The 18,897-nt window shown below is 36.6% G+C and carries 30 protein-coding genes; 27 read left to right on the forward strand and 3 right to left on the reverse strand.

All coding sequences use genetic code 11. From position 1 onward, the window contains the following. The first annotated feature begins 110 nt into the window (after window positions 1–110). Window positions 111–851 carry a JAB domain-containing protein gene (locus tag FBR08_RS09240; RefSeq protein ID WP_158962467.1) on the forward strand — a complete coding sequence of 247 codons (741 nt, stop codon included), beginning with the start codon at window positions 111–113 and terminating at the stop codon, window positions 849–851. 57 nt (window positions 852–908) lie between these two features. Further along, complete coding sequence (locus FBR08_RS09245; protein ID WP_158962468.1) at window positions 909–1,607, forward strand: YjjG family noncanonical pyrimidine nucleotidase; 699 nt, start codon at window positions 909–911, stop codon at window positions 1,605–1,607. Window positions 1,608–1,622: 15 nt separating this feature from the next. Here the strand turns inward: FBR08_RS09245 and FBR08_RS09250 are convergent, their stop codons facing one another. Beyond that, window positions 1,623–2,900, reverse strand: coding sequence for a replication-associated recombination protein A (locus tag FBR08_RS09250; protein ID WP_158962469.1), 1,278 nt, complete (start codon window positions 2,898–2,900; stop codon window positions 1,623–1,625). 153 nt (window positions 2,901–3,053) lie between these two features. Here FBR08_RS09250 and FBR08_RS09255 point away from each other — a divergent pair, with 153 nt between their 5' ends. Continuing rightward, entirely contained in the window at window positions 3,054–3,797 is a 744-nt protein-coding gene (locus FBR08_RS09255; RefSeq protein WP_158962470.1) for a rhomboid family intramembrane serine protease, read from the forward strand. A gap of 151 nt (window positions 3,798–3,948) precedes the next feature. On the opposite strand, the gene rlmB is transcribed toward FBR08_RS09255, so the two are convergent. Next, the gene (gene rlmB / locus FBR08_RS09260; RefSeq protein WP_158962471.1) at window positions 3,949–4,683 is read right to left on the reverse strand and encodes a 23S rRNA (guanosine(2251)-2'-O)-methyltransferase RlmB; all 735 of its coding nucleotides are present in this window, start codon (window positions 4,681–4,683) and stop codon (window positions 3,949–3,951) included. A 95-nt stretch (window positions 4,684–4,778) separates the two neighbouring features. Next, window positions 4,779–6,314, reverse strand: coding sequence for a BamA/TamA family outer membrane protein (locus FBR08_RS09265; protein WP_233266073.1), 1,536 nt, complete (start codon window positions 6,312–6,314; stop codon window positions 4,779–4,781). A gap of 309 nt (window positions 6,315–6,623) precedes the next feature. On the opposite strand from FBR08_RS09265, the gene rpsL reads away from it, so the two are divergent. From rpsL to rplO, 24 genes are all read left to right on the forward strand, one after another. Beyond that, window positions 6,624–7,004: a 30S ribosomal protein S12 gene (gene rpsL, locus FBR08_RS09270; RefSeq protein ID WP_002987523.1), complete on the forward strand. Its 381-nt coding sequence runs from the start codon at window positions 6,624–6,626 to the stop codon at window positions 7,002–7,004. A 25-nt stretch (window positions 7,005–7,029) separates the two neighbouring features. Next, window positions 7,030–7,506, forward strand: a complete 477-nt coding sequence (gene rpsG / locus FBR08_RS09275) for a 30S ribosomal protein S7 (RefSeq protein ID WP_158962473.1) — start codon at window positions 7,030–7,032, stop codon at window positions 7,504–7,506. Between the two features lie 21 nt (window positions 7,507–7,527). After that, the gene (gene fusA, locus FBR08_RS09280) at window positions 7,528–9,663 is read left to right on the forward strand and encodes an elongation factor G (RefSeq protein ID WP_158962474.1); all 2,136 of its coding nucleotides are present in this window, start codon (window positions 7,528–7,530) and stop codon (window positions 9,661–9,663) included. A 12-nt stretch (window positions 9,664–9,675) separates the two neighbouring features. Then, window positions 9,676–9,981: a 30S ribosomal protein S10 gene (gene rpsJ, locus FBR08_RS09285; protein ID WP_026710316.1), complete on the forward strand. Its 306-nt coding sequence runs from the start codon at window positions 9,676–9,678 to the stop codon at window positions 9,979–9,981. A gap of 112 nt (window positions 9,982–10,093) precedes the next feature. Continuing rightward, window positions 10,094–10,711 carry a 50S ribosomal protein L3 gene (gene rplC, locus FBR08_RS09290; protein WP_158962475.1) on the forward strand — a complete coding sequence of 206 codons (618 nt, stop codon included), beginning with the start codon at window positions 10,094–10,096 and terminating at the stop codon, window positions 10,709–10,711. Further along, complete coding sequence (rplD, locus tag FBR08_RS09295; RefSeq protein WP_158962476.1) at window positions 10,711–11,340, forward strand: 50S ribosomal protein L4; 630 nt, start codon at window positions 10,711–10,713, stop codon at window positions 11,338–11,340. Before rplC ends, rplD begins: the two co-directional genes overlap by 1 nt. A 7-nt stretch (window positions 11,341–11,347) precedes the next feature. Further along, the gene (gene rplW / locus FBR08_RS09300) at window positions 11,348–11,638 is read left to right on the forward strand and encodes a 50S ribosomal protein L23 (RefSeq protein WP_158962477.1); all 291 of its coding nucleotides are present in this window, start codon (window positions 11,348–11,350) and stop codon (window positions 11,636–11,638) included. A 6-nt stretch (window positions 11,639–11,644) separates the two neighbouring features. Further along, entirely contained in the window at window positions 11,645–12,469 is an 825-nt protein-coding gene (gene rplB / locus FBR08_RS09305; RefSeq protein ID WP_002987516.1) for a 50S ribosomal protein L2, read from the forward strand. Between the two features lie 11 nt (window positions 12,470–12,480). Further along, window positions 12,481–12,759: a 30S ribosomal protein S19 gene (gene rpsS, locus FBR08_RS09310; RefSeq protein ID WP_002987514.1), complete on the forward strand. Its 279-nt coding sequence runs from the start codon at window positions 12,481–12,483 to the stop codon at window positions 12,757–12,759. Between the two features lie 9 nt (window positions 12,760–12,768). Next, window positions 12,769–13,179: a 50S ribosomal protein L22 gene (gene rplV / locus FBR08_RS09315; protein ID WP_158962478.1), complete on the forward strand. Its 411-nt coding sequence runs from the start codon at window positions 12,769–12,771 to the stop codon at window positions 13,177–13,179. 8 nt (window positions 13,180–13,187) lie between these two features. Further along, the gene (rpsC, locus tag FBR08_RS09320) at window positions 13,188–13,910 is read left to right on the forward strand and encodes a 30S ribosomal protein S3 (protein WP_158962479.1); all 723 of its coding nucleotides are present in this window, start codon (window positions 13,188–13,190) and stop codon (window positions 13,908–13,910) included. An 18-nt stretch (window positions 13,911–13,928) separates the two neighbouring features. Next, complete coding sequence (gene rplP / locus FBR08_RS09325) at window positions 13,929–14,348, forward strand: 50S ribosomal protein L16 (protein ID WP_002987510.1); 420 nt, start codon at window positions 13,929–13,931, stop codon at window positions 14,346–14,348. Between the two features lie 12 nt (window positions 14,349–14,360). Beyond that, entirely contained in the window at window positions 14,361–14,552 is a 192-nt protein-coding gene (gene rpmC, locus FBR08_RS09330; protein ID WP_158962480.1) for a 50S ribosomal protein L29, read from the forward strand. 17 nt (window positions 14,553–14,569) lie between these two features. Then, on the forward strand, window positions 14,570–14,827 hold the full coding sequence (rpsQ, locus tag FBR08_RS09335) for a 30S ribosomal protein S17 (RefSeq protein WP_002987508.1): 258 nt from the start codon (window positions 14,570–14,572) through the stop codon (window positions 14,825–14,827). Window positions 14,828–14,829: 2 nt separating this feature from the next. Further along, window positions 14,830–15,198 (forward strand): 50S ribosomal protein L14, encoded by a 369-nt coding sequence (rplN, locus tag FBR08_RS09340; protein ID WP_158962481.1) that lies wholly within the window; start codon window positions 14,830–14,832, stop codon window positions 15,196–15,198. Window positions 15,199–15,210: 12 nt separating this feature from the next. Further along, the gene (rplX, locus tag FBR08_RS09345; RefSeq protein ID WP_158962482.1) at window positions 15,211–15,528 is read left to right on the forward strand and encodes a 50S ribosomal protein L24; all 318 of its coding nucleotides are present in this window, start codon (window positions 15,211–15,213) and stop codon (window positions 15,526–15,528) included. A gap of 1 nt (window position 15,529) precedes the next feature. Continuing rightward, entirely contained in the window at window positions 15,530–16,081 is a 552-nt protein-coding gene (gene rplE / locus FBR08_RS09350; protein WP_158962483.1) for a 50S ribosomal protein L5, read from the forward strand. Window positions 16,082–16,086: 5 nt separating this feature from the next. Next, window positions 16,087–16,356, forward strand: coding sequence for a 30S ribosomal protein S14 (gene rpsN, locus FBR08_RS09355; protein WP_002987503.1), 270 nt, complete (start codon window positions 16,087–16,089; stop codon window positions 16,354–16,356). 22 nt (window positions 16,357–16,378) lie between these two features. After that, window positions 16,379–16,777: a 30S ribosomal protein S8 gene (rpsH, locus tag FBR08_RS09360; RefSeq protein ID WP_002987500.1), complete on the forward strand. Its 399-nt coding sequence runs from the start codon at window positions 16,379–16,381 to the stop codon at window positions 16,775–16,777. Window positions 16,778–16,794: 17 nt separating this feature from the next. Beyond that, window positions 16,795–17,337: a 50S ribosomal protein L6 gene (gene rplF / locus FBR08_RS09365; protein WP_158962484.1), complete on the forward strand. Its 543-nt coding sequence runs from the start codon at window positions 16,795–16,797 to the stop codon at window positions 17,335–17,337. 11 nt (window positions 17,338–17,348) lie between these two features. After that, window positions 17,349–17,699, forward strand: coding sequence for a 50S ribosomal protein L18 (gene rplR / locus FBR08_RS09370; RefSeq protein ID WP_060874045.1), 351 nt, complete (start codon window positions 17,349–17,351; stop codon window positions 17,697–17,699). Between the two features lie 6 nt (window positions 17,700–17,705). Beyond that, window positions 17,706–18,230, forward strand: coding sequence for a 30S ribosomal protein S5 (gene rpsE, locus FBR08_RS09375; protein WP_002987497.1), 525 nt, complete (start codon window positions 17,706–17,708; stop codon window positions 18,228–18,230). Window positions 18,231–18,241: 11 nt separating this feature from the next. Continuing rightward, entirely contained in the window at window positions 18,242–18,424 is a 183-nt protein-coding gene (gene rpmD / locus FBR08_RS09380) for a 50S ribosomal protein L30 (protein ID WP_002987496.1), read from the forward strand. Window positions 18,425–18,436: 12 nt separating this feature from the next. Then, window positions 18,437–18,889: a 50S ribosomal protein L15 gene (rplO, locus tag FBR08_RS09385; protein ID WP_002987495.1), complete on the forward strand. Its 453-nt coding sequence runs from the start codon at window positions 18,437–18,439 to the stop codon at window positions 18,887–18,889. The last annotated feature ends 8 nt before the right edge of the window (window positions 18,890–18,897 follow it).

Raw genomic sequence — 18,897 nt, forward strand, 5'->3', positions numbered from 1 at the left:
TGAAAGGATTTTTTAGTTTAAGATATTTACCAATCGCAGAAAAAGAAGAAGAAGCTTGAGAGGTGGACTGATTTTTGAAAGACCAAGGGAGGATTTAATATAGTGATACCATGGCTGAAATAAAAAAACCAATACATGCTTGGGCAAATGATGATCGTCCACGAGAAAAACTCATGCTCAAAGGGAAAAGCGCCTTAAGTGATGCTGAATTATTAGCTATTTTAATTGGTTCGGGTAATAAAGAAGAATCGGCGATTGATTTAAGCCGAAGGATTCTGCAAGCTAATGAATCCGACTTAGCTGAATTAGCTAAGCAGTCCGTATTGAGTTTGCAACGTTTTAAAGGAATAGGAGAAGCTAAGGCAATTGCTATTGTCGCTGCCTTAGAATTAGGTCAACGCAGGCGAATGGCAGATAAAATTAAGCGGACTAAAATTACGTGTAGCCAGGATGTATTTGAATTAATGCGACCAAAAATAGGAGAATTAACCCATGAAGAGTTTTGGGTGATCTTCTTGAATAATGCCAATCACGTGCGGGGTATTGTAGCTAGTCGGGAAGAGCCTTTTATCAAGCATCAGTTAATCGATGCTATTAATATCAGTAAAGGTGGGGTGACGGGAACAGTCGTTGATTTGAGAATTTTATTTAAACTCGCCTTAGAAAAACAAGCCACTGCCGTAATCTTAGCACACAATCATCCTTCAGGTAAGCTTTTGCCTAGTGAAGCAGATTTTCAAATTACGAGAAAGATAAAGGAGGCTGGAAATATCATGGACATCACCATTCTGGATCATTTTATTATTACAGAGTATGATTATTATAGTTTTGTTGATCATGGAAGATTCTAAGCCGTGCTGTTTTTTTTAAAATGTTTACTTTTGTAGCTTTAATTGGAAAAAGTACCGATGGACTTAAAAAAGTTTGAACATAAAACCGATATATTTTTTGACTTGGATCACACGCTTTGGGATTTTGAAAAAAATTCTGCCTTAGCTTTCGAACAAGTACTGAATGAAATGAAACTGCCTTTTACAATCGAACAGTTTTTAAATTACTATGTGAGTATCAATGCAGACTATTGGGATCGCTATAGTCTAAATCAAATCTCACAAGCAGAATTGCGTATCGGAAGAATTCGAGATACTTTTAATTCTTTGGCATATGCTACAACAACCGATAAAATGTTAGAAGTAGGCGATCGCTATCTTTCGTACTTACCCAACTACAATCACCTTTTTGATGGAGCTATAGAAATTTTAGACTACTTGCAAGAAAAGTATAAACTGCACATCATTACCAATGGATTTGATCAAGTACAAGCGAGAAAAATTAAAAATTCTGGAATGGAAAGCTATTTTCAAACCGTGACGAATTCTGAACGTGCAGGAGTCAAAAAACCAGATGCTAAAATTTTTACCTATGCCTTGGATTTAGCTCAAGTTCAGGTGAAAGAGACTGTCATGATTGGAGATAATCTTCTAGCGGATATAGAAGGTGCACAAAAAATCGGGATGGATGTGATTTATTACAACGAACACCATAGAGCTGTGCCTGCAACTTTACCTCAAGTAAATAACTTATTAGACATAAAAAGCCTGCTCTAAAAGCGGGCTTTTGTATTAGTAATTGTATTTAAATTGCCATCTGTTTTTTAGAAAATCTCGCGTGCCATTTTCTCTGCTATTGTGCCCAGGTTCATACAATAAGGTTCCGCTTAATTCCGTTGGGAGGAATTCTTGATCGACAAAATTATTGGGGTAATCATGGGAGTATTTATAGTCTTCACCATATCCCAACTCTTTCATTAATTTAGTAGGGGCATTGCGCAAGTGGATAGGCACGGATAAATCGCCAGTTTGTTTTACAAGTTGTTGCGCTTTACCAATGGCTATGTACGTGGAGTTGCTCTTTGGTGAGGTAGCTAAGTAGATTGCGCATTGACTCAATAAGATTCTGCTTTCTGGATAACCAATAACGGAAACGGCTTGAAAGGTGTTGGTAGCCATAATTAAGGCAGTGGGATTAGCGTTGCCGATATCCTCTGATGCAGCAATAACCAAACGCCTTGCAATGAATTTTACATCCTCACCCCCTTCAATCATACGCGCCAACCAATAAACTGCACCATTGGGATCGCTCCCTCGTATAGACTTGATAAAGGCTGAAACAATATCGTAATGCTGTTCGCCCGTTTTATCATATAAGACCGTGTTTTTCTGTACAACTTGCATGACGTAGTCATTGGTCAAAACGATTTCATCACCTAAAGTAGCATTGACAAGTAATTCGAATGTGTTTAATAGCTTTCGACCATCTCCACCCGATACGCGAAAAAGAGCCTCTGTTTCCTGTAAGATGATTCGTTTGGATCGAAGAAAAGAATCTTTCGCAATCGCTCGATCTAGTAAAGCGCGCAAATCTTCTTTTGTAAAAGCATTCAGTGTGTATACTTGGCATCTAGAAAGCAATGCGGGAATCACTTCGAAACTTGGATTCTCCGTTGTAGCCCCAATTAGAGTAATCCATCCACGCTCAACCGCAGCTAAAAGCGAATCTTGTTGTGATTTACTGAAACGGTGAATCTCATCGATAAACAAAATGGGATTGCGTGCAGTAAATAAACCGTGATTAGATTTTGCTTTTTCTATAACCTCTCGTACATCTTTAACTCCCGAGTTGATTGCACTCAAGACATAAAAAGGACGTTGACTCTCCTTGGCTAAGATTTCAGCTAAAGTTGTCTTTCCTGTTCCTGGAGGTCCCCAAAAAAGCAAAGACGGAATAAAGCCAGTTTGTAATTGCTTGGTTAAGATTCCTTGTTCCCCCACAAGATGTGACTGACTAACATAGTCAGCTAAGGTTTGCGGTCGTACTCTTTCTGCTAATGGTGCATCCATGACAATGTGATTTTGAGAAATACAAAAATACAACCTATAATCTCGAATAAAAAGGAGTTAACTAAAATTGTCCTGAAAAGCAAGTGGTTTGTATGGTTGAATTGAAATACATTTTTATACCTTTATGTTTTATGCAGTTTTGAACACTATTCAATGAAAGATAAACAACTTGTCATCAGCGCCGATCTTATTATCCTCCCTGTAGTATTCTTAATGATAATATGGACGGTGTATTGGTTAGATTGGAAAGATTATTTGCAACTTTATCAATACGGTATTTATCCACGTACCTTGACAGGACTTAGAGGGATATTTTTTAGTCCGTTTATACATGGCGGATTAAAACACATTTACAACAATTCTGTTGCGTTGTTCGTATTGTTGTTATTGGTACAATTTTTCTACAAAAAACAAGTAAGGCAAATCTTGGGCTGGGGGATTTTGTTGTCGGGATTGGGAACGTGGATCATTGCTAGAGAGAGTTATCACATCGGTGCTAGCGGCTTGATTTATGTTTTAGTTAGTTATATGTTCTTTAAAGGAATACAAACAAAGTATTTTCGTTTAGTTGCACTCTCGCTTTTAATTGTAATGCTCTATGGAAGCATGATATGGTATGTGTTTCCCGATATCGAAGAGGGCGTTTCTTGGGAAGGTCATTTAAGCGGGTTCATTACAGGAATGTTGTTGTCTTTTGTGTTAAAGAATCCAGTCTATGCAGAAAAGATATATAAGTATGAATGGCAATCACCAACTTATAATCCAAACGAGGATCCTTTTATGCAATGCTTTGACGAAAACGGAAATTTTGTAATCCTACCTAAGGAAGTTAAGGAAGCAATGGATGTAACAAATCCGTATCGGCCAACTTTGCCTATTGTGTATGGAAATGGGTGATTTTTGTGAGGTGATAAGAGTATGAGATGATGAGATGATAATCAAAAAGAATAGTAAATAAAAAGGGAAAGGATAGCTGCTGCTATCCTTTCCCTTTTTATTTTTGAAAGATGATTCTAATGAATATAGGATAAAATTACCCATCACTCATTTATCTACGTTGTCTGATTGTTTCATATAAAAATGCTCCACAAGCAACCGATACGTTTAAAGAGTCGATGCTGCTATACATAGGGAGTTTTGCTTTTTCATCAATGATTTTCAATACAGATGGGTTGATTCCTCTGTCCTCACTACCCATGATGATTGCCAAGGGTATATTCAAATCAACATCGTAAATTTCTTTTTCCGCTTTTTCAGTAGCACCTAGAGTAACGACTCCAGATCCTTGTAAGTAGAAAACAGCATCCTTGATGTGATCGACCTTGCAAATTGGAATATTGAAAACAGCACCTGCAGAAGTTTTTATTGTATCTCCATTTACAGGAGCAGCACCATTTTTAGAAATGATAATCCCATCGGCTCCACAGCAAGCGGCTGTACGAATTATGGCACCAAAATTACGCGCATCCGATAATTGATCCAAAACAACAAACAAAGGTTTTTCTTTCTTCTCTAATGTCGTTTCGACTAATTCTTCCAGTGATACAAAAGTAATAGGCGCAATCGTTCCGATAGCTCCCTGGTGATTTTTTTTCGTTAGGCGATTGAGTTTTTCAATAGGCACATAAGAGAAATTAATGTTATTTCGCTTCAGTGATTTGATTAACTCATTCATCAATTCTCCTTGAGCATCCTTCTGTAAGAATACTTTATCTATATCTTTTCCTGCTTCAATGGCTTCGATTATCGCACGAATACCAAAAATTTGATTCTCCTGATCCATGGTGCAAATGTAGCTATATTTTTAATAAACAGCTGATGTTTTTTGTTTTAGGAATAAACTTTTATATCCAAGTATCGCATGGAGGAGCGTGAAAATTAGAAGAGGGTTTTAAAGCCAATGTGTATGGTGGTATTGTCAAAAGAAAAGGGAATGCCAGGTTGTTTACCATTGGCAAACGAAAGATTGAAGTAGCTGGATGAAGTAATGAAGCCAAGTCCAAGTCCAACACTATATAAGGTGTTCTTTTGATGCAACGGCTTAAACTCCTGTACAGCATAGTCAAATATCGTGTGTAAGTATAAACTAGGATGCACTAAAAATCGATATTCTGTGTTGATTAAGTTCAGTTGATTGGCTAGTAAACTGTTTTCTTGAAAACCACGGAGTGATTGTGTACCTCCAAAACGATACATTTCGTTGACAAGATAATCCTTACTGAATAGCGAATAGTAGGTCCAATTGACATAGAAGAAATGTTTAGGAGCTAATTCAATATTTTTATTCGCATGGAGCTGTATCATATACTGGGATTCTTTTGCCTCTTCTGTCGTTCGGTTTCCTGTTCCAGCCAAAACGTCCAATGAATAATTAACGGGAAACAAAGGTAAATAGTTTCTTTTTCGAACAATAGTATAGTTTAACGTATAAAACTTGCTGTCAAAATTTTCCATTGATGGCAACGTACTATTGGTAGTTGAAGAAGTACTTTGGTAGCCGAGTTTAATATTTTGGTTATATTGAATAGCATAGCCCACTTGCAAGGCTAGCTTCGTATTCTGATAGATGGTGTCTTGCTTCTGAATATTGAGTTGTCCACTAAGATTGAGGGGAGTATTAAATAAATAAACAAAAGAAGACTTGAAATCAAACTGTGTTTGTTTATTGGCATCACTGCGCCAATATAATTGAATAGATTCTCCTTTATTTAAAACGTTGTTTAAAGCAAGGTCTAAATAACCCGCCAGAGAAAATTTTTCATTCTCATCCGTACTGAATCCCATAAAACCATCGAAAGTATTGGTGTTTACTTTATCTATATAAAGATAAAGTGTGGTGTTGTCGTCTGTAAAAAGTGTTTCAGCTGTTTTGTATTGCCTTAAAAAGTCTAAATCGCCTAACGTTTGAGTTAGATTGTAAATCAGTTGCTCACTATACGGTTTGTTGAGGTAGCGTTTAGTGACTTGCTTGATTATTTTTTCAGGAACTTTCTGACTGCTTTGAATGGCAATGTTATTTAACTTTCTACTTGGAGCTAGGTTGAGTTGTAGGTCGCAGTACAACGTGTTGTTTTGAATGTTGTGATTGCTCAGTTGCAAAGTTGACATACCTAAACCAGCTCGATCTAAAAGTTGGGTATACTGTTGTAGGATAGAGGGGAGTGATTCAAAGTCAAAAGCGATACTGTCTTTACTAAAGCCAAGTTGTTGCTGATGAGAATCAGACAAAAGCTTGTTTGATAAAATAACTTGACCAAGGAGGGGGCCTAGTGTATAGGTATAGAAGAGCGTTGTCTTTTGTTGCTGTTTGTTTTTGGAGAAAGACAAATAGCCTTTTTTGTACAATAGCTGGTCTATACTGTCAATCGTTTGTTTAATGGATTGTAAATCAGGGTGTTTTTTTTTATAGCTCAAGTTTTGTAATAACTCGCGTTCCTTTACTTGGGTTGACGTTAGTTCAAGGGTCAAGGTGGTCTCTTGTCCATACGAGGTGAAACACAGGAATAATGCGAAAAAAAAAGAGAGAAGGGACTTGGACACTTGCGCTGTATATTTGCGTGTAAAGTAAAATAAAAAAAGTAAGAAGCTGAGACTTAAAGAATAAAATAAATAAATTACGTGAAAATTAATAAATTGTCTTTTGAAAAAAGAAAAAAACTTTCTACATTTGCAACCCCGTATATAGTGGGGAATAATATATTGTAGAAATTATTAATAAACATTATGCCAACAATTCAACAATTAGTAAGAACAGGGAGAACCCAATTAACTAAGAAGAGTAAATCGGTTGCTTTGGATTCTTGTCCTCAAAGAAGAGGGGTTTGTACGCGTGTTTATACTACTACACCTAAAAAACCTAACTCTGCAATGCGTAAAGTTGCAAGGGTACGTTTGACAAATGGTAATGAAGTAAACGCTTACATCCCAGGAGAAGGACACAATTTACAAGAGCACTCGATAGTATTAGTTAGAGGAGGAAGGGTAAAAGATTTGCCAGGTGTTAGATACCACATCGTACGTGGAGCTTTGGATACTGCTGGAGTAAACGGTAGAACTCAAAGAAGATCTAAATATGGTGCAAAACGCCCTAAAGACAAAAAATAATCGTTTAAACGTTTAAGAAAAAGACATGAGAAAAAGACAGGCGAAAAAGAGACCTCTTTTACCAGATCCGAAATTTAATGATCAATTAGTGACGCGTTTTGTAAATAACTTAATGTGGGACGGTAAAAAGTCTACGGCTTTTAAAGTATTTTATGATGCTTTAGCAATCGTTGAAGAGAAAAAACAAGATGAAGAGAAAACTTCATTGGAGATCTGGAAAGATGCTTTAACTAATGTTATGCCACACGTAGAGGTTCGTTCTCGTCGTGTTGGAGGTGCTACATTCCAAATCCCGATGCAAATTCGTCCAGATAGAAAAATTTCTATGGCGATGAAGTGGATGATTTTGTATGCGAGAAGAAGAAATGAAAAATCTATGGCTGCAAGATTGGCTTCTGAAATTTTAGCTGCTGCTAAAGAAGAAGGTGCTGCAGTTAAAAAGAGAATGGATACGCATAAAATGGCTGAAGCTAATAAAGCGTTCTCTCACTTTAGATTTTAATCCATACAGAAAAAATATACAATGGCAAGAGATTTAAAATATACAAGAAATATTGGTATCGCTGCTCACATCGATGCTGGTAAAACAACTACTACAGAACGTATTTTGTTCTATACAGGTAAAAACCATAAAATGGGAGAAACTCACGAAGGATCTTCTACAATGGACTGGATGGAGCAAGAGGCGGAAAGAGGTATTACTATTACTTCAGCAGCGACTACTTGTACTTGGAATTTCCCAACGAAACAAGGTGAGAAGATAGCTGAGTCTATGGAGTACCACTTCAATATTATTGATACTCCGGGACACGTTGACTTTACAGTTGAGGTGAACCGTTCTTTACGTGTATTGGATGGATTAGTATTCTTATTTAGTGCAGTTGATGGTGTTGAGCCACAATCTGAAACTAACTGGAGATTAGCTGATAACTATAAAGTTCCTCGTATGGGGTTCGTTAATAAAATGGACCGTCAAGGAGCTAATTTCTTAGCAGTATGTCAGCAAGTTAAAGATATGTTGAAATCTAATGCTGTGCCAATCGTTTTACCAATTGGTGATGAGGCAGATTTCAGAGGTATCGTTGACTTAGTGAAAAACCGCGCAATCGTATGGCATGATGAAAATCACGGTTCTACGTTTGACGTTGTTGAGATCCCAGCTGATATGGTTGATGATGTTAGACAATACAGAGGTCAATTAATCGAGGAGATCGCGGCTTATGACGAGAACCTTCTTGAGAAATATATGGAAGATGAAAACTCAATTACAGAGGACGAAATTCACAAAGCGTTGCGCGCAGCGACTTTGGATATGAGTATCATCCCTATGTCTTGTGGTTCATCATTCAAAAATAAAGGTGTTCAGTTCATGTTAGATGCTGTTTGTCGTTACTTGCCTTCTCCAATGGATAAGGAAGCTATCGAAGGAACAAATCCTGATACTGAAGAGCCTATCATTCGTAAACCATCGGTTACTGAGCCGTTCGCTGCATTAGCGTTTAAAATTGCTACCGATCCTTTCGTAGGTCGTTTAGCTTTCTTTAGAGCTTATTCAGGACACTTAGATGCTGGTTCTTACGTATTGAACACACGTTCAGGTAACAAAGAGCGTATTTCTCGTATCTACCAAATGCACGCAAACAAACAAAATCCAATCGAATATATTGAGGCTGGAGATATTGGAGCTGCTGTAGGATTTAAGGATATCAAAACTGGAGATACTTTATGTGATGAAAAACATCCTATTGTATTAGAAAGTATGGATTTCCCAGATCCTGTAATCGGTATCGCTATTGAACCAAAAACAAAAGCGGATATGGATAAAATGGGTACTGCTTTGGCTAAATTGTCTGAAGAGGATCCTACGTTTACTGTGAAAACAGATAAAGCATCTGGGCAAACAGTTATTTCTGGAATGGGAGAGTTACACTTAGATGTATTAATCGACCGTATGAGACGTGAATTCAAAGTTGAAGTTAACCAAGGTGAGCCTCAAGTTGAGTACAAAGAAACACTTACACGTGATGCACAACACAGAGAAGCTTATAAAAAGCAATCAGGTGGACGTGGTAAATTCGCGGATATCGTGTTTAAAATTGGACCTGCTGATGACGTTGATGGAAAACCATTCGTTGGATTGCAATTCGTGAATGAAGTAAAAGGAGGTAACGTACCGAAAGAATATATTCCTTCTGTAGAAAAAGGATTCAAAGAAGCAATGAAACAAGGGCCTTTGGCTGGTTTCGAAATGGATTCAATGAAAGTTACTTTGACAGATGGTTCTTACCACGCGGTTGACTCGGATGCATTATCATTCGAATTAGCAGCGAAAATGGGTTACAAAGCTGCGGCTAAAGCTGCTGGGGCTGTAATTCTTGAACCAATCATGAAATTAGAGGTATTGACTCCTGAAGAAAACATGGGTGATATCGTTGGGGATTTGAACCGTCGTCGTGGACAAATCAACAGTATGGATGATAGAAATGGAGCAAAAGTTGTAAAGGCTTCTGTGCCATTATCAGAAATGTTCGGTTATGTAACTACATTGAGAACATTGTCATCAGGTAGAGCTACTTCTACAATGGAGTTCTCTCACTATGCTGAAACACCATCTAATATTTCAGAGGCTGTAATCACTAAAGCAAAAGGAAACGCTTAATTTTAGAGTAAAATGAGTCAAAAAATCAGAATAAAATTAAAATCTTACGATCATATGTTGGTTGATAAATCAGCAGAGAAAATCGTAAAAACTGTAAAAAGTACAGGTGCAGTAGTAACAGGTCCAATTCCGTTACCAACTCATAAAAAAATCTTTACTGTTTTACGTTCACCACACGTAAACAAGAAAGCAAGAGAGCAATTTGAAGTTAGTTCTTACAAAAGATTGTTAGATATTTATTCTTCTTCTTCTAAAACAATTGATGCTTTAATGAAATTAGAGTTACCAAGTGGCGTAGAAGTTGAGATTAAAGTGTGATAATCTGAACGTAAGTTCAAAACAATAAAAGAATTAGGATTGAGTATTAGCGCTACAAGGCGCTAATGCTTAATTCTTTTAAATAAGTTTCAAATAATTTAATTAAATATTTATGTCTGGGTTAATTGGTAAAAAAATCGGCATGACTAGTATTTTCGACGAAAATGGAAAAAACATTCCATGTACAGTAATCGAAGTTGGTCCATGTGTCGTTACCCAAGTCAGAACCAATGAGGTTGACGGGTATGAAGCGTTGCAACTTGGTTTCGATGACAAGACAGAGAAACACGCTACTAAAGCTGAGTTAGGTCACTTTAAGAAAGCGGGAACATCTGCCAAAAGAAAAGTCGTTGAAATTAAAGAATTCCAAGGAGAGCACAAATTAGGTGATGTAATCACAGTTGATTTATTCTTGGAAGGGGAGTTTGTAGACGTTCAAGGTGTATCTAAAGGAAAAGGTTTCCAAGGGGTTGTTAAACGTCATGGATTTGGCGGAGTAGGTCAAGTTACTCACGGTCAAAAAAACCGTTTAAGAGCACCAGGTTCTGTAGGAGCTTCTTCTTATCCATCTAGAGTATTCAAAGGAATGCGTATGGCAGGAAGAATGGGAGGAGAAAATGTAACAGTACAAAATCTTAGAGTTTTAAAAGTAGTGGCTGATAAGAACCTACTTGTTGTAAAAGGAGCTATTCCAGGACACAAAAACTCTTATGTAATCATTCAGAAGTAATGGAAGTAAAAGTTTTAGATATTACAGGGAAAGATACTGGAAGAAAAGTTGAACTTTTAGATTCAGTATTCGGAATTGAGCCAAATAATCACGCAGTATATCTTGATGTTAAACAATATTTAGCAAATCAAAGACAAGGGACTCATAAAGCGAAAGAAAGAGCTGAGATTTCTGGAAGTACACGCAAGATTAAAAAGCAAAAAGGAACTGGAACGGCAAGAGCAGGAAGCATCAAGTCACCAGTATTCAGAGGAGGAGGAAGAATCTTCGGACCAAGACCGAGAAACTACTCTTTCAAATTGAATAAGAACTTAAAACGCTTAGCTAGAAAATCAGCGTTTTCAATTAAGGTTCGCGAAGAGAACTTAATCGTTTTAGAAAACTTCAACTTCGAAGCTCCAAGTACTAAGAATTTTATTAGTGTGTTGAAAGCTTTAGGGTTAGAAAATAAAAAATCTCTATTTGTGTTGGGTGAATCAAATAAAAATGTATATTTGTCATCACGCAATTTAGAGAAGGCTGCTGTTGTAACTAACTCAGAATTAAGTACTTACGCTATTTTAAATGCGGGAAGCTTAGTCTTGACAGAGGGATCTGTGGCTGGAATTGTTGAAAATTTAAGCAAATAATAGGAACATGAGTGTTTTAATTAAGCCTATAATTACAGAAAAAGTAACAAAAGACGGTGAAGTTTTTGGCCGTTATGGTTTCGTAGTTGATAGAAAAGCGAACAAAATTGAGATCAAAAAAGCAGTAGAAGCTACTTATGGTGTTAGTGTTGTTAACGTAAATACTATGAATTATGGTGCTAAGCGTTCTGTTAAGTATACAAAAAGCGGTATGATTAACGCTAAAACTAATGCTTTCAAAAAAGCAATAGTTGAATTGAAAGAAGGAGATAATATAGACTTTTATTCAAATATCTAATAAATAATGTCAGTTAGAAAATTAAAACCTATTACCCCAGGTCAGCGTTTTAGAGTTGTAAATAGTTTTGACGCTATAACAACTGATAAGCCGGAGCGTAGTTTACTAGCACCGAAAAAAAAATCTGGAGGTAGAAATAGTCAAGGAAAAATGACCATGCGCTACACAGGTGGTGGTCATAAACAAAGATATCGTATCATCGATTTCAAAAGAACAAAAGAAGGAGTACCTGCAATTGTTAAAACAATCGAGTATGATCCAAACCGTTCAGCATTTATTTCATTACTTGCTTATGCGGATGGAGCAAAAACTTACGTTATCGCACAAGCTGGTCTTAAAGTTGGACAAACTGTAGTTTCAGGACCAGATGCATCACCTGAAGTAGGTAATGCAATGCCTTTAAGTAAAATTCCTTTAGGAACTGTTATTTCTTGTATTGAATTACGTCCTGGACAAGGAGCAGTGATTGCTCGTTCAGCTGGTACTTTCGCGCAATTAGTAGCAAGAGATGGTAAGTATGCAACAATTAAAATGCCTTCTGGTGAGGTGCGTTTGATTTTGTTAACTTGTATGGCTACTATTGGAGCTGTATCGAACCACGATCACCAATTAATCGTTTCTGGTAAAGCGGGTAGATCAAGATGGTTAGGTAGAAGACCTAGAACTAGAGCTGTAGCGATGAACCCGGTAGATCACCCAATGGGAGGTGGAGAAGGTCGCTCTTCAGGAGGACACCCACGTTCAAGAAATGGGATGCCTGCTAAAGGTTATAGAACTCGTTCTAAAGTTAAGTCGAGTAACAAGTATATCGTTGAACGTAGAAAGAAATAAAAGAGTAAGACATGGCACGTTCGTTAAAAAAAGGACCTTATGTTCACTTTAAATTAGAGAAGAAAGTTCTTAAAAATGTAGAGTCTGGAAATAAAGCTGTTATCAAAACTTGGTCAAGAGCTTCTATGATTACTCCAGATTTCGTTGGACAGACTATCGCAGTACATAATGGTCGTCAATTTGTTCCTGTATATGTAACAGAGAACATGGTTGGACACAAGTTAGGGGAATTTTCACCAACAAGATCGTTTAGAGGTCACGCTGGTGCAAAGAATAAAGGTAAAAAATAATAAGAAGCTATGGGAGTTCGTAAAAGAGAAAGAGCTGAGCAAGTTAAAGAAGCTAACAAGCAAGTTGCTTTTGCTAAGCTAAACAATTGCCCTACTTCTCCAAGAAAAATGCGCTTAGTAGCGGATTTAGTAAGAGGACAGAAAGTAGAAAAAGCTCTAAATATATTAAAATTCAGTACAAAGGATGCTTCTCGTAATTTAGAGAAATTGCTTTTGTCTGCAATTGCAAACTGGCAAGCAAAAAACAGCGAAGAAAACATCGAAGAAGCTGGACTTTTTGTGAAAGAAATTAGAGTAGATGGAGGAATGATGTTGAAAAGACTTCGTCCTGCACCTCAAGGAAGAGCACACAGAATAAGAAAACGTTCTAATCACGTTACAATCGTATTAGGATCTAATAATAACACACAAAGCAATTAATAAACAGTATGGGACAAAAAACTAATCCGATCGGGAATCGCCTTGGTATTATTAGAGGATGGGACTCAAACTGGTATGGTGGAAATGATTACGGTGATAAAATCGCTGAAGATCACAAAATCAGAAAGTATATCCATGCTCGTTTATCAAAAGCTAGTGTATCAAAAGTAATCATTGAGAGAACTTTAAAACTTGTAACCGTTACTATCACTACTGCTAGACCTGGTATTATTATCGGTAAAGGTGGACAAGAGGTAGATAAGTTGAAAGAGGAATTGAAAAAGATTACTGATAAGGAAATTCAAATCAATATCTTTGAAATTAAGAGACCTGAACTTGACGCGTTTTTAGTGGCTGCTAGTATCGCTCGTCAAATTGAAAACAGAATTTCTTACCGTAGAGCAATCCGTATGGCTATTGGTGCTGCGATGAGAATGAATGCTGAGGGAATCAAAGTAATGATTTCTGGTCGTTTGAATGGTGCTGAAATGGCACGTTCAGAATCATTCAAAGAAGGAAGAATTCCATTATCTACTTTCAGAGCTGACATCGATTATGCACTTGCTGAAGCTCATACTACTTACGGTAGAATGGGAATCAAAGTGTGGATCATGAAAGGTGAGGTTTACGGTAAAAGAGATCTTTCTCCGTTAGCTGGTATGGATAAGAAACAATCTAAAGCCCCAGCAGGATCTAGTAAAGGTAGACCTAACCAACGCAAAAGAAAGTAATTTTTAAACTGAAGAAAAATGTTACAGCCTAAAAGAACAAAATACCGCAAGGTACAGAAAGGTAAGATGAAAGGGATTTCCCAAAGAGGGCATGAACTTTCTAATGGGATGTTCGGAATTAAATCTTTAGATTCAGCATTTATCACTTCTCGTCAAATCGAGGCTGCGCGTATCGCTGCAACTCGTTTTATGAAACGTGAAGGACAATTGTGGATCAAGATTTTCCCAGACAAACCAATCACTAAGAAGCCTCTTGAAGTGCGTATGGGTAAAGGTAAGGGTGCAGTAGAATACTGGGTTGCTGTGGTAAAACCAGGAAAAATAATGTTTGAGGTTGGTGGTGTTCCACTATCTGTAGCAAAAGAAGCATTACGCTTAGCTGCTCAAAAACTTCCTGTGAAAACAAAATTTATAATTGCTAGAGATTTCGAAGCATAATAGAAATTTATCATGAAACAATCTGAAATAGTAAACCTATCTGTAGCTGATTTACAAGAGCAATTAAAAGAGTTGACTAACGCATTAAATAGCTTAAAAACTACACATGCAATTTCTCCAATCGAGAATCCTCTTCAAATCAGAAAGGTTAGAAGAACAATTGCTAGAGTTAATACTGAGCTAAGCAAAAGAGAGTTACAATAATTGTATTCTGCCAAAAGATGGAAAATAGAAAAGAAAGAAAAGAAAGAATAGGTGTTGTTACTAGTAACAAAATGGAGAAATCTATTGTTGTTTCTGAAGTAAAGAAAGTAAAACACCCATTATATGGAAAGTTCGTGAAGCAAACTAAAAAGTATGTAGCTCACGACGAAACGAACAACTGCAACATTGGTGATACAGTTAGAATTATGGAGACTCGTCCATTATCTAAATCAAAATGTTGGAGATTAGTTGAAATCATTGAAAGAGCGAAATAATTATGGTACAACAAGAATCTAGACTTAAAGTAGCAGATAACACGGGTGCAAAAGAAGTTTTGACAATCCGTGTATTAGGTGGAACAAAGCGTCGTTACGCTTCAGTAGGAGACAAAATTGTAGTAAGTATCAAAGACGCAACTCCAAATGGAAGTGTGAAAAAAGGTACAGTTTCTACAGCTGTAGTTGTTCGCACTAAAAAAGAGGTTAGAAGAGCTGATGGATCATACATTAGATTCGATGATAACGCTTGTGTATTGTTAAATGCAGCAGGTGAAATGAAAGGAACTCGTGTTTTTGGACCAGTAGCAAGAGAACTTCGTGAAAGACAATTCATGAAAATTGTATCATTAGCACCAGAGGTGTTGTAATTCGTTCTAAACATGATTAAGCTAAAGATTAAAACAGGAGATACTGTACGTGTTATCGCTGGAGATCACAAAGGATCTGAAGGAAAAATCGTACGTGTATTACGCGAAAAGAACAAAGCTATTGTTGAAGGGGTAAACATCATTTCTAAGCATGTTAAGCCTAGTGCTACTAACCCTCAAGGTGGTATTGTTAAAAAAGAGGCTCCTATCCATATTTCTAATTTAGCGATCGTAGATCCTAAAACTAACGATACTACGAAAGTAGCTATCCAAAGAAATGAAGATGGAAAAAATGTAAGAGTTTCTAAAAAATCAAATCAAGTATTATAGTATGGCTTATATACCAAGACTTAAAGAAGAATATAGAAGCAGAGTGATCTCTGCTCTTAAAGAGGAGTTTGGATACAAGAACATTATGCAAGTTCCTAAACTTGAGAAAATTGTTGTTAGCCGTGGTGTAGGTGCTGCTGTATCTGATAAAAAACTAGTTGATTACGCAGTTGAGGAATTAACTAAAATTACAGGGCAAAAAGCGGTAGCTACTATTTCTAAGAAAGACGTTGCTTCTTTCAAATTGAGAAAAGGAATGCCGATCGGAGCTAAAGTTACTTTACGTGGAGAAAGAATGTACGAATTCTTAGACCGTTTAGTTACTTCTGCTTTACCACGAGTGAGAGATTTCTCTGGTATTAAATCTGATGGATTCGACGGTAGAGGAAATTATAACTTAGGTGTAACTGAGCAAATTATTTTCCCTGAAATCAATATTGATAAAGTAAACAAAATCGCTGGTTTCGATATTACGTTTGTAACATCTGCTAACACAGATAAAGAAGCGAAATCTTTACTAGTTGAATTAGGATTACCTTTTAAAAAGAATTAAGAGTTATGGCTAAAGAATCAATGAAAGCCCGTGAGGTTAAAAGACAAGCATTAGTAGCTAAATATGCAGATAAAAGAAAAGCTCTTTTAGAAGCTGGTGACTACGAAGGGTTACAAAAATTACCTAAAAATGCTTCTCCTGTACGTTTACACAACAGATGTAAATTAACTGGAAGACCTAGAGGGTATATGCGTCAATTCGGTATTTCTCGTGTTACTTTCCGTGAGATGGCTAACCAAGGGTTGATACCAGGAGTTAAAAAGGCAAGTTGGTAATTAAGATTTAAAGGTAAAAACAATGTATACAGATCCAATAGCAGATTTCCTTACAAGAATTAGAAATGCTGTGCGTGCAAACCACAAAGTGGTAGAGATCCCAGCATCTAACTTCAAAAAAGAAATCACGAAAATTTTATTCGATCAAGGATATATCTTAAGCTATAAATTTGATGATAGTACAGTTCAAGGTACAATCAAAATAGCTTTGAAATACGACAAAGACACAAAAGAGTCTGTGATTAGAGATATCCAAAGAATTAGTAAACCAGGTTTGCGTAAATACGCTTCTGCAACTGACCTTCCAAGAATCTTAAATGGTTTAGGAATTGCGATTGTTTCAACATCAAAAGGTTTGATGACTGGAAAACAAGCAAAACAATTAAATGTTGGTGGAGAAGTAGTTTGTTACGTATACTAATTTAAAAAGACTAAGAAATGTCAAGAATAGGAAAAAGTCCGATAACAATTCCTGCTGGTGTAACAGTTGATGTTCAAGAAGGCGTTATTGTTGTTAAAGGTAAATTAGGAGAGCTTACTCAGAAATTCGATACAGTTAGTGTTAAAGTAGAGGAGAATCAAGTTGTTGTAGAAAGATCATCTGACCATAAAGATGAAAGAGCTAAACACGGATTATACCGTAGCTTGATTAACAATATGATTGCTGGTGTTTCTGAAGGATTTACTATCACTTTAGAGTTTGTAGGGGTAGGTTACCGTGCTGCAAACCAAGGGCAAAGGTTAGATTTAGCTTTAGGATTCTCTCACAATATCGTGTTAGAAGTTGCTCCAGAAGTTGTGGTTGAAACAATATCAGAAAAAGGGAAAAACCCTCTAGTAAAATTAACTTCTCATGACAAACAATTAGTAGGTCAAGTAGCTGCAAAAATCCGTTCTTTCCGTAAGCCAGAACCTTACAAAGGAAAAGGAATCAAATTTGTAGGTGAGGAATTAAGAAGAAAAGCAGGTAAATCAGCTTAAAAATTAAGACTATGTCATTAACAAAATCTGAAAGAAGACAACGTATAAAGTTCAGAATTAGAAAGACAGTTAGCGGTACGCCTGCTAGAACTAGACTTTCTGTATTCAGAAGTAATAAAGAGATCTATGCACAAATCATAGATGACGTAAATGGAGTAACTTTAGTGTCAGCATCGTCAAGAGAAGCTGGGATAACAAGAGGAACCAATGTTGAAACTGCTGCATCGGTTGGAAAACTAATCGCAGAGAAAGCTTTAAAAGCTGGTATTGAAACTGTATCTTTTGATAGAAATGGTTATTTATACCACGGACGTGTTAAATCATTAGCAGACGGCGCTAGAGAAGCTGGATTAAAATTCTAATTAGTTATGTATCAAAATTATAAAAACGTAGAATTTGTAAAACCAAGCGGTCTTGATTTAAAAGATCGTTTGGTTAGTGTAAACCGTGTTACTAAAGTAACAAAAGGGGGAAGAGCTTTTGGTTTTTCTGCTGTTGTTGTAGTAGGTGACGAAAACGGTGTAGTGGGTCACGGTTTAGGTAAATCTAAAGATGTATCTGAAGCTATTGCTAAAGCAGTAGAAGATGCTAAGAAAAACTTAGTTAAAGTTCCATTAAACGGACATACTATTCCGCACGAACAAAAAGGTAAATTCAGTGGAGCGCGTGTATTGTTGATGCCAGCATCATTAGGTACGGGAGTTATTGCTGGAGGTTCTGTGAGAGCGGTGGTAGAAGCTGTAGGAATTACGGATTTATTATCTAAATCTCAAGGTTCTTCGAATCCACATAACGTGGTTAAAGCTACTTTCGATGCTTTATTACGATTAAGAAGTGCTTCTACAGTTGCAAAACAAAGAGGAATTTCTTTAGAAAAAGTATTTAAAGGTTAATTTGAAAGATTATGTCGAAAATCAAAATAAAACAAGTAAAAAGCCAAATTAAATGTCCTCTTAACCAAAAGAGAACATTAGAGGCTTTAGGACTTCGTAAAATTGGTCAAGTAGTTGAACATGATGCTTCTACTGCAATTTTAGGAATGGTAAATAAAGTTCAACACTTAGTTTCTGTAGAAGAAATTAAATAATATTCGCAATAGATGAATTTAAGTAATTTACAACCAGCAAACGGTTCAGTACACAACCAAAACAAACGTGTTGGTCGTGGTGAAGGTTCTGGAAAAGGAGGAACTTCTACAAAAGGACATAAAGGTGCTAAATCACGTTCAGGTTATTCGAAAAAGATCGGATTTGAAGGAGGGCAAATGCCACTTCAAAGACGTGTACCTAAATTCGGTTTCAAAAACATTAACAGAGTAGAGTACGCTGTAATTAACTTAGAGGCTTTACAAGGTCTTGTTGATAGCGGAAAAGTAACTGATACTGTAGATTTTTCTCAATTAGTTGATTTAGGATTAGCTACTAAAAACAGTTTAGTTAAGGTTTTAGGACGTGGAGAGCTAAAAGCAAAATTAAAAGTTTCTGCTCATAAATTTTCAGCTTCTGCCCAAGCAGCTATCGAAGCAGCAGGAGGAGAAGTTGTAACGTTATAAAATCTTAG

The sequence above is a fragment of the Myroides fluvii genome (assembly GCF_009792295.1).
Lineage (GTDB): Bacteria > Bacteroidota > Bacteroidia > Flavobacteriales > Flavobacteriaceae > Flavobacterium > Flavobacterium fluvii_A.

Coding starts and splice junctions, on each gene's coding strand:
- FBR08_RS09240 (WP_158962467.1), top strand. CDS start 111: ATGGCTGAAATAAAAAAACCAATACATGCTTGGGCAAATGATGATCGT.
- FBR08_RS09245 (WP_158962468.1), top strand. CDS start 909: ATGGACTTAAAAAAGTTTGAACATAAAACCGATATATTTTTTGACTTG.
- FBR08_RS09250 (WP_158962469.1), bottom strand. CDS start 2,900: ATGGATGCACCATTAGCAGAAAGAGTACGACCGCAAACCTTAGCTGAC.
- FBR08_RS09255 (WP_158962470.1), top strand. CDS start 3,054: ATGAAAGATAAACAACTTGTCATCAGCGCCGATCTTATTATCCTCCCT.
- rlmB (WP_158962471.1), bottom strand. CDS start 4,683: ATGGATCAGGAGAATCAAATTTTTGGTATTCGTGCGATAATCGAAGCC.
- rpsL (WP_002987523.1), top strand. CDS start 6,624: ATGCCAACAATTCAACAATTAGTAAGAACAGGGAGAACCCAATTAACT.
- rpsG (WP_158962473.1), top strand. CDS start 7,030: ATGAGAAAAAGACAGGCGAAAAAGAGACCTCTTTTACCAGATCCGAAA.
- fusA (WP_158962474.1), top strand. CDS start 7,528: ATGGCAAGAGATTTAAAATATACAAGAAATATTGGTATCGCTGCTCAC.
- rpsJ (WP_026710316.1), top strand. CDS start 9,676: ATGAGTCAAAAAATCAGAATAAAATTAAAATCTTACGATCATATGTTG.
- rplC (WP_158962475.1), top strand. CDS start 10,094: ATGTCTGGGTTAATTGGTAAAAAAATCGGCATGACTAGTATTTTCGAC.
- rplD (WP_158962476.1), top strand. CDS start 10,711: ATGGAAGTAAAAGTTTTAGATATTACAGGGAAAGATACTGGAAGAAAA.
- rplW (WP_158962477.1), top strand. CDS start 11,348: ATGAGTGTTTTAATTAAGCCTATAATTACAGAAAAAGTAACAAAAGAC.
- rplB (WP_002987516.1), top strand. CDS start 11,645: ATGTCAGTTAGAAAATTAAAACCTATTACCCCAGGTCAGCGTTTTAGA.
- rpsS (WP_002987514.1), top strand. CDS start 12,481: ATGGCACGTTCGTTAAAAAAAGGACCTTATGTTCACTTTAAATTAGAG.
- rplV (WP_158962478.1), top strand. CDS start 12,769: ATGGGAGTTCGTAAAAGAGAAAGAGCTGAGCAAGTTAAAGAAGCTAAC.
- rpsC (WP_158962479.1), top strand. CDS start 13,188: ATGGGACAAAAAACTAATCCGATCGGGAATCGCCTTGGTATTATTAGA.
- rplP (WP_002987510.1), top strand. CDS start 13,929: ATGTTACAGCCTAAAAGAACAAAATACCGCAAGGTACAGAAAGGTAAG.
- rpmC (WP_158962480.1), top strand. CDS start 14,361: ATGAAACAATCTGAAATAGTAAACCTATCTGTAGCTGATTTACAAGAG.
- rpsQ (WP_002987508.1), top strand. CDS start 14,570: ATGGAAAATAGAAAAGAAAGAAAAGAAAGAATAGGTGTTGTTACTAGT.
- rplN (WP_158962481.1), top strand. CDS start 14,830: ATGGTACAACAAGAATCTAGACTTAAAGTAGCAGATAACACGGGTGCA.
- rplX (WP_158962482.1), top strand. CDS start 15,211: ATGATTAAGCTAAAGATTAAAACAGGAGATACTGTACGTGTTATCGCT.
- rplE (WP_158962483.1), top strand. CDS start 15,530: ATGGCTTATATACCAAGACTTAAAGAAGAATATAGAAGCAGAGTGATC.
- rpsN (WP_002987503.1), top strand. CDS start 16,087: ATGGCTAAAGAATCAATGAAAGCCCGTGAGGTTAAAAGACAAGCATTA.
- rpsH (WP_002987500.1), top strand. CDS start 16,379: ATGTATACAGATCCAATAGCAGATTTCCTTACAAGAATTAGAAATGCT.
- rplF (WP_158962484.1), top strand. CDS start 16,795: ATGTCAAGAATAGGAAAAAGTCCGATAACAATTCCTGCTGGTGTAACA.
- rplR (WP_060874045.1), top strand. CDS start 17,349: ATGTCATTAACAAAATCTGAAAGAAGACAACGTATAAAGTTCAGAATT.
- rpsE (WP_002987497.1), top strand. CDS start 17,706: ATGTATCAAAATTATAAAAACGTAGAATTTGTAAAACCAAGCGGTCTT.
- rpmD (WP_002987496.1), top strand. CDS start 18,242: ATGTCGAAAATCAAAATAAAACAAGTAAAAAGCCAAATTAAATGTCCT.
- rplO (WP_002987495.1), top strand. CDS start 18,437: ATGAATTTAAGTAATTTACAACCAGCAAACGGTTCAGTACACAACCAA.